This is a genomic window from Mesorhizobium sp. ORS 3428 (assembly GCF_001854785.1).
In the GTDB taxonomy this organism is placed as follows: Bacteria; Pseudomonadota; Alphaproteobacteria; order Rhizobiales; family Rhizobiaceae; genus Mesorhizobium.
This window is the reverse complement of the sequence record NZ_MDFL01000107.1, coordinates 1-14,181: the sequence shown is the minus strand read 5'-3', so window position 1 is coordinate 14,181 and position 14,181 is coordinate 1. Positions and strand designations below refer to the sequence as shown.

The following is a 14,181-nucleotide window of genomic DNA, read 5'->3' as shown; positions in this document are numbered from 1 at the left end:
GCTTCGCAGCGACCCTCCCCACAAGGGGGAGGGTAGCAAAGCTCACATCCCCGTCAGGTCGCTCATTAGACCCGAGGCAACCGACAGCCGCGACACGGTGATCTCGCCGCCTTCGGTCAGCGCCTGCAACCGCTCGCGGATGCGGGCGACGCGCTCGCCGCCGGCCTCCAGCCAGGCCGCGACAGGATCCTCCGCCTTGCCATGGCCGGTGAGCGCCGCTACCGCGATGCCGCGCCTAGCCGCGCCGATCGTGTCGGTCGCGCGCGACAGCGCGAGCTGATCGTAATAGTCCGGCGGCATGATCGAGCGTGCGGCTTCCTCGACGCGCGGGATGCGGAAGGCGTCGCTGACGGCGAAGAACGCCTTGGCCGCGCTGACGATGTCGGCACCGGCCGTGCGCGCTGTGAGCGCGATGTCCGGGATAAGTTCACCGGCCTCGGCGAGCRCCAGCTTCTCGGCCAGTTTCTCCGGCGYACCGCCCTTGAACAGGCCAAGCCGCCGCTCCTCGAGCCGCTCGCGCGAGAAGGCCGGYAGCAGCGACACGAGCTTCGGCTCAAGCGCCTTGCGCGCYTCCTGCAGTTCGGCGATGCACTGGCTGAGCGGCGCCGAACCCGCATCGTTCTTCAGGTACCACCCGCTGGTCATGAAGATGAGCCGGCTGACCGCCTGGTRGAGATCGAGCTGKATCTGGCCGTCGATCTGGTTGTCGAGCGCATCGATCTCCTTGTAAAGCTGGGGCAGCGCGAAGCCGTCGCGGACGACAGTGAAGGTGCGCACGACATGGGCCGCTGTGCGACCGGTGVCCTCCTGCAGCCGGTTGACGAAGGACGGACCGCCGCGATTGACGAGGTCATTGGYAAGCACCCGCGAGATGATCTCGCGCCGCAGCCGGTGGTCGCGGATTTCGCCGGCGAATTTCTTTGTCATTCGCTCGGGGAAATAGCCCATCAGGTCGYGCTCGAAATGCGGATCGTCCGGCACGTCGCTGGCGACGATATCGGAGAACAGCACGATCTTGGCWTAGGCGAGTAGCACGCCGAGCTCGGCCCTGGTCAGCGGTTCGCCACGCGCCTCGCGCTCGGCAAGGGCGGCCGGCGAGGGCAGCGTCTCGACGGCGCGGTCGAGCAGTCCGCGCGCCTCCAGCGCCGTCATGAAGTGGGCCTGGTGCGCGATGTCGGCCAGCCCGCGCTTGCGCGCCAGCGACAGCGCCAGCGTCTGCTGGTAGTTGTTGGAGAGCACCAGCGCRCTCACCTCGTCGGTCATCTCGGCGAGCAGCTTGTTACGCGCCGGCCGCGCAAGTGAGCCCTTGCGCATGGCGGACGCCAGCGCGATCTTGATGTTGACCTCGACGTCAGAGCAGTTGACGCCGCCCGAATTGTCGATGGCGTCGGAGTTGCAGCGGCCGCCATTCATGCCGAATTCGATGCGTGCCCGCTGCGTGGCGCCGAGATTGGCGCCCTCGCCGATGACCTTTGCGCGCACGTCGAGCGCGGTGACGCGGATGGCGTCGTTGGCGCGGTCGCCGGCATCGGCATTGGTTTCGCCTGAGGCCCTGACATAGGTGCCGATGCCGCCGAACCACAGAAGATCGACCGGCGCTTTCAGGATCGCGTTCATGATCTCGGCCGGGGTGGCGGTGGTCTTGGCGAGCCCGATCGCGGCGGCGGCGGCCTGCGGCAGGGTGATCGATTTCTGGCTGCGCGAGACGATCACGCCGCCTTCGGACAGCTTCGACTTGTCATAGTCCTGCCAGGACGAGCGCGGCAGTGCGAACATGCGCTGGCGTTCGGCCAGCGACGCCGCCATGTCCGGATCGGGATCGATGAAGATGTCGCGGTGGTCGAAAGCGGCAATCAGCCTGGTCTGCGGCGAGAGCAGCATGCCGTTGCCGAAGACGTCGCCCGACATATCGCCGACGCCGACGACAGAGAAGGGCGTTGTCTGGATGTCGCGGTTCATTTCGCGGAAATGGCGCTTCACCGCCTCCCAGGCGCCCTTGGCGGTGATGCCCATCTTCTTGTGGTCGTAGCCGGCCGAGCCGCCGCTGGCGAAGGCGTCGTCCAGCCAGAAGCCGTGCTTCTCGGAGATGGCGTTGGCTGTGTCGGAGAAGGTCGCCGTGCCCTTGTCGGCGGCGACGACGAAATAGGGATCGTCCTGGTCGCGCCGCACCACGCCGGCCGGCGGGATGACGCCTTCTATGCCGATATTGTCGGTGATAGAAAGCAGGCTGGAGACGAAGTTCTTGTAGGCGGAAGTCCCGGCCTCGAAGATGGCGTCGCGGCCGGCGCTCATCGGCAGCATCTTCGGGTAGAAGCCGCCCTTGGCGCCGACCGGCACGATGACCGCGTTCTTGACCTGCTGCGCCTTGACCAGCCCCAGCACCTCCGTGCGGTAGTCCTGGGCGCGATCGGACCAGCGCAGCCCGCCGCGCGCGACCGGACCAAAGCGCAGATGCACGCCCTCGACCTCCGAGCCGTAGACGAAGATCTCGCGCCACGGGCGCGGCGCCGGCAGGCCCTCGACCGCCTGCGAGTCGAGCTTGATCGCCAGCGACTGCCCCTTCTCCTTCGTATCGGCAACGAAATGGTTGGTGCGCAGCGAGGCTTCGATCAGGTTGAGGTAGCGGCGGATGATGGTGTCGTCATCGATGTTGGGCACCTCTTCCAGCGCGTCCTTGATCTTGGCCTTGAGGTGCTTGGCGGCGACCGCGCCCTCCGTTTCGGCCGTCGGCCCGAGGCGGGCGACGAAGAGCTGGTGCAGGCCGCGCGCGATCTCGGGATAGCGGTTGAGCGCGGCGGCGATGAAATCCTGGCTCTGCGGGATGCCGGCCTGCTGCAGGTAGCGGCCATAGGCGCGCAGGATGGTGATTTCGCCCGACCACAGGCCGGCGGTCTGGGCAAGGCCGTTATAGCCGTCATTGTCGACATCGCCGTGCCACACCGACAGGAAGGCGTCCTCGAAAAGCGCGCCGCCGTCGGCGAGATCGATCGGCTTGCCGTAGCTGTTCTCCAGCTCCATGTCGTGGACGAAGACCTTGCCGGAGACCTCGTCGCCGACCTCGAAGGTGCGTTCGCTGATGACGCGGAAGCCGATATTTTCCAGCACCGGAACGCGCCGCGACAGCGCCACCGGGCTGCCGAAGTGATAGATCTTCAGCGCCGCCTGGTGCGGCTCCTGGTCGGCATGKCGGTAATAGTCGATGGCGATCGGGTTGTCGGGTCCGATCCTGGCTATRCGTCCGGCGTCCGCCAGCGCCACGGCGGCACTGAACGTATCACGGTAGCTTTCCGGGAAGCGCATCGCGATGGCGGTCAGCGCCGCGTCCGCGCCCGTTTCGGTCGCGGTCTCCTTGAGCGCGTCATCCCAGGTCCGAATGATATCGCGGATCRCCGCCTCGATGGTCGCCTGCTCGATCTTCGGCGTCTTGCCGCCCGAGCGGCCGATGATGAAATGAACGCGCGCCAGCCCGCCTTCCGGGAAGGCCGGGTAATAGGCCGACAGCCTACCCTCGAACACGGTCTTGAGATAGGTGGCGATCTTTTCGCGCACGACGCTGTCGTAGCGGTCGCGCGGCACGAAGACGAGGATCGAGACGAAGCGGTCGAACTGGTCGACGCGCACCAGGGCCCTGACGCGCGGCCGCTCGATCAGCCCCAGGATCGCCTCGGCATGCTTCCTCAGGATCGGCACCGGAACCTGGAACAGCTCGTCGCGCGGATAGCTCTCCAGCACATTGATCAGCGCCTTGCCCGAATGGTCGTTCGGGTTGAAGCCGGACTTGGCGATGATGGTCTCCGCCTTGGAGCGCAGATAGGGGATCTTCATCACCGAGCGCGTGTAGGCGGTGGAGGTGAACAGGCCGACGATGCGCAGCTCGCCGGMAAGCGCGCCCTTGGCGGTGTAGGTCTTGACGCCGATGTAGTCGAGATAGATGCGCCGGTGGACGGACGACTTGGCGTTCGCCTTGGTGACGATKAGCGGCTCCGGCCCGTGCAGGAAGGCGCGGATTTCCGGTGTCGTTGTCACCGCTTCGGTACCGCGCCTCAGCACCAGCACGTCGGGGTCGGTCAGGATGCCGAGACCGGGCTTGTCGGCGCGCTCCAGCGTGCCGCTCTTTTCGCCGCCGATATATTTGTACTCGCGCATGCCAAGGAAGGTGAAATTGTCGTCGCGCAGCCATTCGAGGAAGGCGATCGCCTCGGTGACATGGGTCTTGTCGAGCGGCACCGGGGAATAGCGGAATTCCGAGATCGCCTGGTCGAGGCGGGCAAGCATCGGCTTCCAGTCGGTGACGGCGGCGCGCACCTGGCCGAGCAGCTTCTTCAGCCGGCCTGCCAATGCCTCGGCCTGGTCGGCCGAGATACGGCCTATGTGAACATGGACGACGCTGAGGCGATCATTGGCGGCCTCACTCTTGACCGAGCCGCCATCGCCCAGGATTTCCTCGACGCCACCCTTGCCGTGCCGGACAACGATGACGGGATGYGTGACCAGCAGCGGCTCGCCCGCGGTCTCGGCGACCTCGCCCAGGATGGAATCGAACAGGAACGGCATGTTGTCGTTGACGACGGTGATCACCGTCATCGGCTTGCCTTGGCGCATCACGCCGGACTCGGTGTCGATGGCGACGATCGTTTCGCCCTTGCGATGCCTTGCCACGGCATGGCCGGCGAGATCGCCGGCGCGCTCCAGATCCGCGACGTCGTAGGCGGCGACGTCCTCGGCAGGCGCGCGGGCCAGAAGGTAGTCCACGAGCCGGCCTGGTCTTTCGCTTCCCTTTGCCGCCCCTCCTTTTGTCTGGCTGGTTTTTTTGGGCTGGCTCGCGGTTTTCAGGCTGGCCATGATGTGAAGTCCCTCCCGTCACATGCTTTTGCGTTTATGGTAGCAGATGACCGCCGTTGGCGACAAAGGTTTGACGGCTTGCGAAAATTCTTCGGAATTTTTGCTGGGAATCAGCACTGAACGAGAAGGACACAGCCCCATGAGCGGAAAGACCACCGGCAAGATCACCGCGCTCGACCTGGTCCAGGCGGAGCTCGGCGAGGCGACGAAAGCCTATTTCGCCAAATGCGAGTAGAAGCTCGGTCTCGTGCCCAACGTGCTTCTGGCATATGCCTTCGACGAGACGAAGCTGCGCGCCTTCACCGACATGTACAACGACCTGATGCTGGGTGATTCGGGCCTGTCGAAGCTGGAGCGCGAGATGATCGCGGTCGTCGTCTCCTCGATCAATCACTGCTTCTACTGCCTGACCGCGCATGGCGCGGCGGTGYGCCAGCTTTCCGGCGAACCTGCGCTGGGCGAGATGATGGTGATGAATTTCCGCGCCGCCGATCTGTCCCTTCGCCAGTACGCGATGCTGGAATTCGCGGTCAAGCTGACGGAAGCGCCGGCGAAGATCGTCGAGGCCGACCGCACCCGCTTGCGTGAGGCGGGCTTCACCGACCGCGACATTTGGGACATCGCCTCGACCGCCGCCTTCTTCAATATGTCGAACCGGGTGGCGGCTGCCGTCGACATGCGGCCGAACCCCGACTACCACGCGATGGCGCGGTAAGGGACATCAACACTTGTTACCGGCTGCGCATTCCCRTTGCCTGCTCGCCGTTTTGGTCCGATGATTGCCAAGCGGCGTGGCCGCTGCCGGTTTCGCCGCGGACAAGGGAGGAGAACATGGCGAAATTTCTCTACGTCTATCACGGCTCCGRCAAGATGCCGACAGAGGAAGGCGAACGGAAGGCCGCGATGGACGCCTGGGCCGRCTGGTACGACAAGCTCGGCTCGGCTGTCGTCGATGGCGGCAATCCCGTCGGAATGTCGAAGACGGTGYTGCCCGGCGGCAAGGTCGAGAACAATGGCGGCAGCAATCCGGCCGCCGGCTATACGATCATCGAGGCCGAGGACATCGACGACGCCGTGGCCAAGGCCAAGGATTGCCCGATCCTGATGGGCCCTGCCTTCACCGTCGAGATCGCGCCGATCATCGAGATGATGTGACGCAAAAGGTGTTGAGATCGCCGCGGCAGTGCCTGCCATCGTCGTGGCGCTGACATGGTTGCCGATCTTCATCGAATACGTCGGCGCCGCCCCTCACCTGCCTGCCGRCATCCTCTCCCCGTAGAGCGGGGAGAGGGGCACTCTCGCCGGCGATTTCGCCAATCGCGAACGTAGCGAAGAAGGCGCCAACGTTGCGGCCAGCCCCTTCTCCCCGTTCTTCACGGGGAGAAGGTGCCGGCAGGCGGATGAGGGGCGGCGCCGACATTCGAAAATGAATTCAGCCGCGCGTCGCCCCTATCGGCCAACAGCAGCCCTTGCCCGTTCACCATCGCGCGGCTAAAAGAACCGACCCTTTATCCATTTCGAGCCTGACTTTGCCYCAGTAACCGCCGGTCTCGTCTACTCCCCCGAAAGCACCKCAGGCGCAGCTTTGGCGGCATCTGCAATCGTTTCATRTGTTCTTCAGGCGGCGGTTTCGAGACCGGTTTGGCAGCTGAGCCGCCGTCGCGCAAACCGCGCCGACGCCTGACTTCCAACCATCGCAGCCTTTCGCCACACCGTGCCCGCATGGGCATGATCCCGGCATCCGGTTTTCGGAAAAGATCATGCTCAAACAAAGAGGCATCTCGGACATCGCCGGCTTGACGGACCTCCCGACGGGAAGGGCCTACCGGCATGTCTGGACTGTTGCGTATTCGCTGGGCGATCGTGCCCCAAATCGCACCGCGACCTCTCATAAACTGCAATCGCTGCGGCGGCGTGAGACCGTACCAATGCAGCGGCAAATTCCGTGTGAACGCCAACGGCAAGCGCATCGACGCCTGGCTGATCTACCGCTGCATCGGCTGCGACAATTCCTGGAACCGCACCATTCTGGAGCGCTGCAACCGCCGCGACATCGAGCCGGCGCTTCTGACCGCGCTCGAGAGCAACGATCCAGCACTCGTGCGACATCATGCGTTCGATGCCACGGCACTGCGAAGCCGGATCGGACGGATCGAGGAATTTCCCGACGTCACGGTCCGAAAAGAGCTGCTGGATGGCTTGCCGGGACACGCTCCCGCGCTTCGCCTTGAGCTTCGACTCGATGCCGCGACACCTGCGCGGCTCGACCGCCTGCTTGCAGGCGAGCTCGGCGTCTCGCGGTCGAGGCTGCAGGCCTGGGAAGAGCGACTATTGCTTATCGTCGAACCGGATGGCGCCCGGGCCTTGCGCAGGCCGGCGCGCGACGGCATGGCGGTCCGCATCGACCTTGCCGGCGAAGCCGATCGCGACGCCATCGTCTCCGCAGCATGCGGATAAATGAAAAGAGAGGGAGACCTGCTCCCTCCCTCGATAATTGCTTCGGGGAAAACTTTACGCCGCGCCCATCACCTTGGCCGACTTCTCGAAGCGCTTGCGCTCGTTCGGGTCGAGGTAAAGCTTGCGCAGCCGGATCGTCTTCGGCGTCACCTCGACCAGCTCGTCGTCCTGGATCCAGGCCAGCGCGCGCTCCAGCGTCATGCGCACCGGCGGCGTCAGCTTCACCGCCTCGTCCTTGCCGGCCGCTCGAATGTTGGTGAGCTTCTTGCCCTTCAGCACGTTGACCTCGAGGTCGTTGTCCCTGGAGTGGATGCCGATGATCATGCCCTGATAGACCTTGACGCCCGGATCGATGATCATCGGGCCGCGGTCCTCCAGGTTCCACATCGCATAGGCGACCGATTCGCCCTGCTCGTTGGAGATCAGCACCCCGTTGGTGCGGCCGGGCAGCTCACCCTTGTAGGGCTCGTAGGCGTAAAACAGCCGGTTCATCACGGCGGTGCCGCGCGTGTCGGTCAACAGTTCCGACTGGTAGCCGATCAGGCCACGGGTCGGCGCGTGGAAGACGAGGCGCTGGCGATTGCCGCCGGAGGGGCGCAGCTCGACCATCTCGGCCTTGCGTTCCGACATCTTCTGCACGACGACGCCGGCATGCTCCTCGTCGACGTCGATGACGACTTCCTCGACCGGCTCCAGCAGCTCGCCGTTCTCGCCCTTCTGCATGACGACGCGCGGCCGCGACACCGCGATCTCGAAGCCTTCGCGGCGCATCGTCTCGATCAGTACGGCAAGCTGCAATTCGCCGCGGCCGGAGACGAAGAAGGAATCCTTCTCCGGCGATTCCTCGATCTTGAGCGCGACATTGCCTTCGGCCTCGCGCAGCAGCCGGTCGCGGATGACRCGGCTGGTCACTTTGTCGCCCTCGGTGCCGGCAAGCGGGCTGTCGTTGACGAGGAAGGACATCGTCACCRTCGGCGGGTCGATCGGTTGCGCATGCAGCGGCTCGGTCACCGTCGGGTCGCAGAAGGTGTCGGCGACGGTGCCCTTCGACAGGCCGGCGATCGCCACGATGTCGCCCGCCTGCGCTTCCTCGATCGGCTGGCGCTCGAGGCCGCGGAAGGCGAGGATCTTGGAGATGCGGCCGGTCTCGATCTGCGTGCCGTCATGGTGCAGCACCTTGACCTGCTGGTTCGGCTTCAGCGAGCCGGACTCGATGCGCCCGGTGATGATGCGGCCGAGGAACGGATTGGCTTCCAGGATGGTGCCGATCATGCGGAACGGACCGGGATGCACCGTCGGCGCCGGCACGTGCTTGACCACGAGATCGAACAGCGGCGCCAGGCCCTGCTCCTTCGGGCCTTCCGGGTTTTCCGAGACCCAGCCGTCGCGGCCCGAGCCGTAGAGAATCGGGAAATCGAGCTGCTCGTCGGTGGCGTCGAGCGCGGCGAACAGGTCGAACACCTCGTTGACCACCTCGATGTGGCGGGCGTCCGGACGGTCGATCTTGTTGATGACGACGATTGGCCTCAAGCCGACCTTGAGCGCCTTGCCGACCACGAACTTGGTTTGCGGCATCGGCCCTTCGGCGGCGTCGACCAGCACGATCGCCGAATCCACCATCGACAGGATGCGCTCGACCTCGCCGCCGAAATCGGCGTGTCCGGGCGTGTCGACGATGTTGATGCGGGTGCCCTTCCAGTCGACCGAGGTCGCCTTGGCAAGGATGGTGATGCCGCGTTCCTTTTCGAGGTCGTTGGAATCCATGGCGCGCTCGGCGACACGCTGGTTGTCGCGGAAGGCGCCGGACTGTTTCAGGAGCTGGTCGACGAGGGTGGTTTTCCCATGGTCGACATGCGCGATGATCGCGATATTGCGGAGGTTCATTGTCTGGTCTCGGGAGCGTTGCAGGCGGCAGGCCCAAAAGCGCCGCCTTTTTCGGTTGCGCGGCTCATACAAGGTTTTTCGCAATTGCGAAAGGGGACCGCGCGTCCCAAATACATGGTCACTGATTCTTAAACGTCTTGGTGTGAAATGATTCCGTTAACCAAGGCGGAACCTTTGAGGGGCCGGGCAATTTCATGTTCATGACCAATCAGATGTTCAGATTGCGTCCGGTTTTCGCGTGGGCTGCGCTTGGCGTGCTCATTGCGGCGGGCGCCGCGCAGTCGGCGGCGGCCCTCAAGGAAGCCAGCCCGGCACGAACATCCGACACGCGGACGGCGCAGCAGATGTTCGCCGACGCGCCTGACGGCGTCGACCCGATCGTCACCGGCCCGGTCAGCGCCGCCTTCAAGCAGCGGCAGAAGGTTGCGAACTGCGACAGCGCGGTTTGGCCGAACATTCCAGCGACCTGCTATCCGGATTGAACCCTACCTTCCCTCTCGTGGGGAGGGTCGGTCCGCGAAGCGGAGCGGGGTGGGGGTCTCCACACGCCGGCGCTTCACCCCCCACCCCGTCTCGCCGACTTCGTGTTACGAAGTCGCCTGGTCGACCCTCCCCACAAGGGGGAGGGTAAAGGTGGCACTTACGCCGACCGCACCGGGTCGAGCGTGACCTTGTAGAGCTCGTTGTCGTCGCGATCCATCAGCCGCACGGTGAGCTGCTCGGTGGCGCCGGAGATGTCGACCAGCCCGAAGAACTGGAGACCGGCTGACGGCGGCAGGTTCTGGCCCTGCTCGGCGGTCGGCGCCTTGATGAACTTCAGCTCGGGGCCGAAGGTCATGTCGAGTTCGTTGGGGCCGAACGTGCCGGCATGGATCGGACCGGAGACGAATTCCCAGAACGGGTTGAAATCCTGGAACTGCGCCTTGTCGGGGTTGTAGTAATGCGCCGCCGTGTAATGCACGTCCGCGGTGAGCCACACCGTGTTGGAGATGCCGGCATTCTTGATGTAGCGAAGCAGGTCGGCGAACTCGAGCTCGCGGCCCTTCGGCGCGCCATTGTCGCGATTGCTGACAGCTTCGAAGCCAACCTTCTTCGCCGCGTCGTCCCAGACGACGAGGCTGAGCGGCATGTCGGCGGCGATGATCTTCCAGGTCGCCTTGGAATTCGCCAGTTCCCGCTTCAGCCACTTGGTCTGCTGTTCGCCCAGCATGCGCGACTTCGGCGTCAGCGTCTCGTCCAGGTTCGGGCCGTTCGGGCCACGATAGGAGCGCATGTCGAGGAAGAACACGTCGAGCAGCGGACCGTAGGCGATCTTGCGGTAGACGCGGCCCGGCTCCGAGGGCTCATAACGGATCGTCGTCATCTCGTGGAAGGCGCGCGCCGCGYGGGCCGCCAGCACATGGATGGATTTTTCCTTGTAGCGGTCGTCCGCGCTCAGGTTCTTCGAATCCGACCAGTTGTTCAGCACCTCGTGGTCGTCCCACTGGTAGAAGGTCGGGCAGATGGCGGAGAGGCCCCGCACGTGCTTGTCCATCATGTTGTACTTCCACTGGTCGCGGTACTCGTCCAGCGTCTCGGCAACCTTGCGCTTGCCGTCGATCATGACGACGTTCTTCCACTTGCCGCCGCCGGGAAGGTCGACCTCATCCTTCATGGCGCCGTCGGCATAGATCGTGTCGCCGGAATGGAGGAAGAAGTCGGGCGTGTGCTTGGCGATCGTCGAATAGGTCTTCATGCCGGTCTCGTCGATGCCCCAGCCTTGGCCGGCGGTGTCGCCCGACCAGGCGAAGCGCACGTCGCGCTTCGAGGCCGGCGCGGTGCGGAAACGGCCGACGATCGGCTCGGAGACGGCGTTGATGTCGGAAAGGTCGGCAGCTGTCATGCGGTAGAAGATGTCCTGGTCCGAAGCGAGGTCGGTGAGCAGCCGCTTCACCGTGTAATCGCTGGCGGGCGACGTATCGAGCGCAGCCAGCCGCGTCGCGTCGGCAAAGCTTTCCGTCGTCGACACTTCGAACATGACCCGCGCCGGCCGGTCCGTCCGTGTCCAGACCATGCCGGAGGTGGAGTCGACGTCGCCGGACTGGACGCCGTGGGTGAAGGCCGGCCGCTGATTGGCGCGGGAATAGTAAGGCAGGGCGAGCCCGGAGGCGCCGACCAGGCCAAAGGCGCTGGCTGAGGTGACGAAAGCGCGGCGGGTCAACGAGATCTTGTTCATGGCTGTCTCCGGATGGCGTTGAACATCCCAGCCAAGCTCCAGCCTCAATGTTTCAGGCGCATTTCGGAACCATGAAGTTTTGATAACAGTGAACAAGGAGCTGCTGATCTCGCCCCTCGGGGGAGATCAGCAGCTCAGACCGCCTGCGGCTCGGGATCGAACGCCGGTCGGCTGGTGTTGATGAGCAGCGAGATACAGGCGGCGGCGATGCCCGTCATGCCGGCGATGAGGAAGGCGAGCTCGTAATTGCCCTGCAGTTCGCGCATCGTGCCGCCGAAGGCGGCGGCCGCGGCCGCGCCCACCTGGTGGCCGGCGACGATCCAGCCGAACACGATCGGCCCGCTGCGGTCGCCGAAGGCTTCGTTGGCGAGCCTCAGCGTCGGCGGCACGGTGGCGATCCAGTCGAGCCCGTAGAGCACGGCGAAGATGATCAGGCTGACCGCCGAGAAGCCGGAATAGGGCAGGTAGATCAGCGACAGGCCGCGCACGCCATAATAGACGCCGAGCAGCTTGCGCGGATCGAAGCGGTCGGTGAGCCAGCCCGACAGCGTCGTGCCGATCAGGTCAAAGACTCCCATCATCGAGAGCAGGCCGGCCGCCTGCACCTCGCCGATGCCCATGTCGCCGCAGAAGGCGATGAGGTGCGTGCCGACCAGGCCGTTGGTGGTGAAGCCGCAGACGAAGAAGGTGGCAAAGAGATACCAGAAAACCCTGGTGCCTGCGGCGCGGCRCAGAGTGTTCAGCGTATGCGTCAGGAAATTGCCCTGCGAGGCCGGCGACACCGGCGGCACGTCGTCCGCGTCGGCGCCGTAGCGTACCTGGCCGATCGACGACGGGCGCTCCGGCACAAGCAGAAAGACGACCGGCACAAGCGCTGCGGTTGCGACCGCCACCGCGATCGCCACCGGCTTCCAGCCGCCGGCCTGCGCCAGCGAGGCGATCAGCGGCAGGAACACCAGCATRCCGGTGGCGCTCGAGGCCGACATCAGGCCCATCATCAGGCCGCGATTGGTCTTGAACCAGCGGTTGACGATCGTGGCGCCGAGCACGCTCGCCACCGCGCCCGAGCCTATGCCAGAAAACACGCCCCAGGTGATGAAGAGATGCCAGGGCTTGGTCATCAACAGGCTGAGCGCCGTCGAGCCCGACATCACCAGMAGGGCTACAAGCAACGTGCGGCGCAGGCCGATGCGCTCCATCAGCGCCGCGGCGAACGGACCGGTGAGACCATAGAGCAGGATGCCGACGCCGGCGGCCATCGAGATGATGTCGCGCCGCCAGCCGAAGCTGGATTCCAGCGGCAGCATCATGACGGAGGGCGCCGAGCGAAGCCCGGCGGCAATCAGCAGGCAGAGGAAAATGACGGCAACGACGACGAAGGCGTAGCGCTGGCCAAACGGGCGGGACTGGGCTATCATGTAACTGACCGGTACGTTGCAAATGGATGACGCCATACATACGTACCGGTCAGTAACATTGTCAAGCGAGTTTGTTGGATGCCATCGGACAATAAAATTGAAGGATCGGTCAGCGAGGCGCGTGCCACGACCCCAAAGGCGGCGGACAAGATCCTCGGCGTGGCGCGCGACCTGTTCTACCGCGAAGGCATCCGGGCGATCGGCGTCGACGAGATCGTCAAGCGCGCCGGCGTCACCAAGCCCAGCCTCTATCGCAGCTTTCCGTCGAAGGACGAGCTCGCCGCCTCCTACCTGCGCCAATACGACCTCGAGTTCTGGGAGCGATTCGACGAAGCCGTCGACGCGCATCCGGGCGACCCGCGCGCCCAGATCATCGCCTTCCTCACCCGCGTCGGCAAACGCACCCAGAGACCCGATTATCGCGGCTGCGGCATGACCAACGCAGCGGTCGAATATCCCGAGCGCAGCCATCCGGCGCGCATCGTCAGCGAGGCCAACAAGCAGGAATTGCGCCGGCGCCTGCGCGCCATGGCCGCGGCGATGGGCGCGGCCGACGCCGATACGCTCGGCGACGGCCTGCTGCTCCTCATCGAAGGCGCCTATATCAGCGGCCAATTGTTCGGCCTCGGCGGACCGGCGGCGTCGGTCGCCCGCAATGCCGATCTGCTGATCGAAGCCAGCTTGAAGAAATGACGCTCCACGCCGTCCGACTGCCCAGTTCCGGGCGTCGGCGCCGCCCCTCACCTGCCTGCCGGCACCTTCTTCCCGTTAAGTGACGGGGAGAAGGGGCTGGCCGCAGCCTCGGTGTCATTCCTGCAACGCCGGCTATTGGCGGAAACCGCCGATGAGAGCGCCCCTCTCCCGTCGCTATACGGGAGAGGATGCCGGCAGGCAGGTGAGGGGCGGCGCCGGCCTCGATAATTGACCCTTCGCGCCATCCCAGCTTTCCTAGGCCCACGCGAGTTTTAACGCTACGCTGCTGCAACCAAACGGAGGTCTTCGGATGCGTGCCTGGCTTGTCCTTACTGCCCTCGCCGCCCTCGGCTGCTCGGCCCATGCCGGCGAGATTTCCAGCGCCTATACCGATCTGGACTGGAAGAACGACTGCGTGACCTATGCGCAGGCGCAAGAAGGCGACGGCGACTGGGCGAGCCTCGCCTGCTCTGGCTATCGCGGCTATCCGGTGCTGATCGGCTACGACGATGCGCGCGAGTCCCTCTATTACGGCTTTCCCTCCGATGACATGACCGCCGTCTGGGAAAGTTTTTCCGGGCTCAACACCGCAGGCCCGAAGGTGGAATGGCGAATCGAGACCGATGGCGATAAGGCCGTGCCTTTCGCAGTCATTCACCGTCGCGAGATCAG

Annotated in this window: 8 protein-coding genes and 2 pseudogenes; 6 read left to right on the top strand and 4 right to left on the bottom strand. The window is 64.9% G+C overall.

Going from position 1 to position 14,181, the window contains the following annotated elements:
- Window positions 1-42 precede the first annotated feature (42 nt).
- Window positions 43-4,842, bottom strand: coding sequence for an NAD-glutamate dehydrogenase (locus ORS3428_RS10170; protein WP_071097032.1), 4,800 nt, complete (start codon window positions 4,840-4,842; stop codon window positions 43-45).
- A 139-nt stretch (window positions 4,843-4,981) separates the two neighbouring features.
- On the opposite strand from ORS3428_RS10170, the pseudogene ORS3428_RS10165 reads away from it, so the two are divergent.
- The 3 genes and pseudogenes from ORS3428_RS10165 (at window position 4,982) to ORS3428_RS10155 (ending at window position 7,299) form a co-directional block, all read left to right on the top strand.
- Window positions 4,982-5,557: pseudogene (locus tag ORS3428_RS10165) on the top strand (peroxidase-related enzyme).
- Window positions 5,558-5,673: 116 nt separating this feature from the next.
- Window positions 5,674-5,997: a hypothetical protein gene (locus ORS3428_RS10160; RefSeq protein WP_071097030.1), complete on the top strand. Its 324-nt coding sequence runs from the start codon at window positions 5,674-5,676 to the stop codon at window positions 5,995-5,997.
- Between the two features lie 675 nt (window positions 5,998-6,672).
- Window positions 6,673-7,299 carry a DUF1062 domain-containing protein gene (locus ORS3428_RS10155; RefSeq protein WP_071097028.1) on the top strand — a complete coding sequence of 209 codons (627 nt, stop codon included), beginning with the start codon at window positions 6,673-6,675 and terminating at the stop codon, window positions 7,297-7,299.
- Window positions 7,300-7,353: 54 nt separating this feature from the next.
- On the opposite strand, the gene typA is transcribed toward ORS3428_RS10155, so the two are convergent.
- A complete protein-coding gene (gene typA, locus ORS3428_RS10150; protein ID WP_071097026.1) occupies window positions 7,354-9,183 on the bottom strand; it encodes a translational GTPase TypA in 1,830 nt (609 codons plus the stop codon).
- A 194-nt stretch (window positions 9,184-9,377) separates the two neighbouring features.
- Between typA and ORS3428_RS10145 the strand changes: the two genes are divergently transcribed.
- Entirely contained in the window at window positions 9,378-9,665 is a 288-nt protein-coding gene (locus tag ORS3428_RS10145) for a hypothetical protein (protein ID WP_244507914.1), read from the top strand.
- 158 nt (window positions 9,666-9,823) lie between these two features.
- Here the strand turns inward: ORS3428_RS10145 and ORS3428_RS10140 are convergent, their stop codons facing one another.
- The gene (locus ORS3428_RS10140) at window positions 9,824-11,398 is read right to left on the bottom strand and encodes an alkaline phosphatase D family protein (RefSeq protein WP_071097023.1); all 1,575 of its coding nucleotides are present in this window, start codon (window positions 11,396-11,398) and stop codon (window positions 9,824-9,826) included.
- A gap of 134 nt (window positions 11,399-11,532) precedes the next feature.
- Window positions 11,533-12,816 (bottom strand): MFS transporter, encoded by a 1,284-nt coding sequence (locus tag ORS3428_RS10135; protein ID WP_071097021.1) that lies wholly within the window; start codon window positions 12,814-12,816, stop codon window positions 11,533-11,535.
- A 78-nt stretch (window positions 12,817-12,894) separates the two neighbouring features.
- On the opposite strand from ORS3428_RS10135, the gene ORS3428_RS10130 reads away from it, so the two are divergent.
- Together ORS3428_RS10130 and ORS3428_RS10125 are read left to right on the top strand one after the other, a co-directional pair.
- Window positions 12,895-13,509 carry a TetR/AcrR family transcriptional regulator gene (locus ORS3428_RS10130; RefSeq protein WP_071097019.1) on the top strand — a complete coding sequence of 205 codons (615 nt, stop codon included), beginning with the start codon at window positions 12,895-12,897 and terminating at the stop codon, window positions 13,507-13,509.
- Window positions 13,510-13,819: 310 nt separating this feature from the next.
- Window positions 13,820-14,181: pseudogene (locus ORS3428_RS10125) on the top strand (hypothetical protein); the annotation flags it as partial.

What these genes read in the sequence shown, in the direction of transcription:
- ORS3428_RS10155 (WP_071097028.1), top strand. Translation starts at nt 6,673, where the DNA reads ATGTCTGGACTGTTGCGTATTCGCTGGGCGATCGTGCCCCAAATCGCA.
- ORS3428_RS10145 (WP_244507914.1), top strand. Translation starts at nt 9,378, where the DNA reads ATGTTCATGACCAATCAGATGTTCAGATTGCGTCCGGTTTTCGCGTGG.
- ORS3428_RS10130 (WP_071097019.1), top strand. Translation starts at nt 12,895, where the DNA reads ATGCCATCGGACAATAAAATTGAAGGATCGGTCAGCGAGGCGCGTGCC.